The following is a 424-nucleotide window of genomic DNA, read 5'->3' as shown; positions in this document are numbered from 1 at the left end:
CAATGGGAGATAGAAACATGTCTGAAGAGCTCTTCGAGCCCAGGAACATCATCGTCACGGGCGGCTGCGGCTTCATCGGCAGCAACTTCGTGCACTACGTGGTCAACAACCACCCGGGCGTCCACGTCACCGTCCTGGACAAGCTGACCTACGCCGGCAACCCCGAGAACATCGCCGGGCTGCCCTCCGACCGCGTGGAGCTCGTCGTGGGCGACATCTGCGACGCCGGGCTGCTGGACCGCATCGTCCCGGGCCACGACGCGATCGTGCACTACGCCGCGGAGTCCCACAACGACAACTCCATCGCCGACCCCGAGCCCTTCCTGCGCACCAACGTCGAGGGCACCTTCCGCCTGCTGGAGGCCGTCCGCAAATACGGCGTCCGCTACCACCACGTCTCCACCGACGAGGTCTACGGCGACCT

The 424-nt window shown here is 65.6% G+C and carries 1 protein-coding gene; it reads left to right on the top strand.

Features of this window, described 5'->3' with window-relative positions; all coding sequences use genetic code 11:
• Positions 1 to 17: 17 nt before the first annotated feature.
• The coding region (locus tag DWZ22_RS10565) for a GDP-mannose 4,6-dehydratase (RefSeq protein WP_233546495.1) at positions 18 to 424 on the top strand (407 nt) is incomplete at its 3' end.

Origin of the sequence: Collinsella sp. AF31-11, assembly GCF_003475605.1 — a bacterium.
Classification (GTDB): domain Bacteria; phylum Actinomycetota; class Coriobacteriia; order Coriobacteriales; family Coriobacteriaceae; genus Collinsella.
The sequence above is the reverse complement of the archived record's forward strand: the minus strand, read 5'-3'. Positions and strand labels throughout refer to the sequence as shown.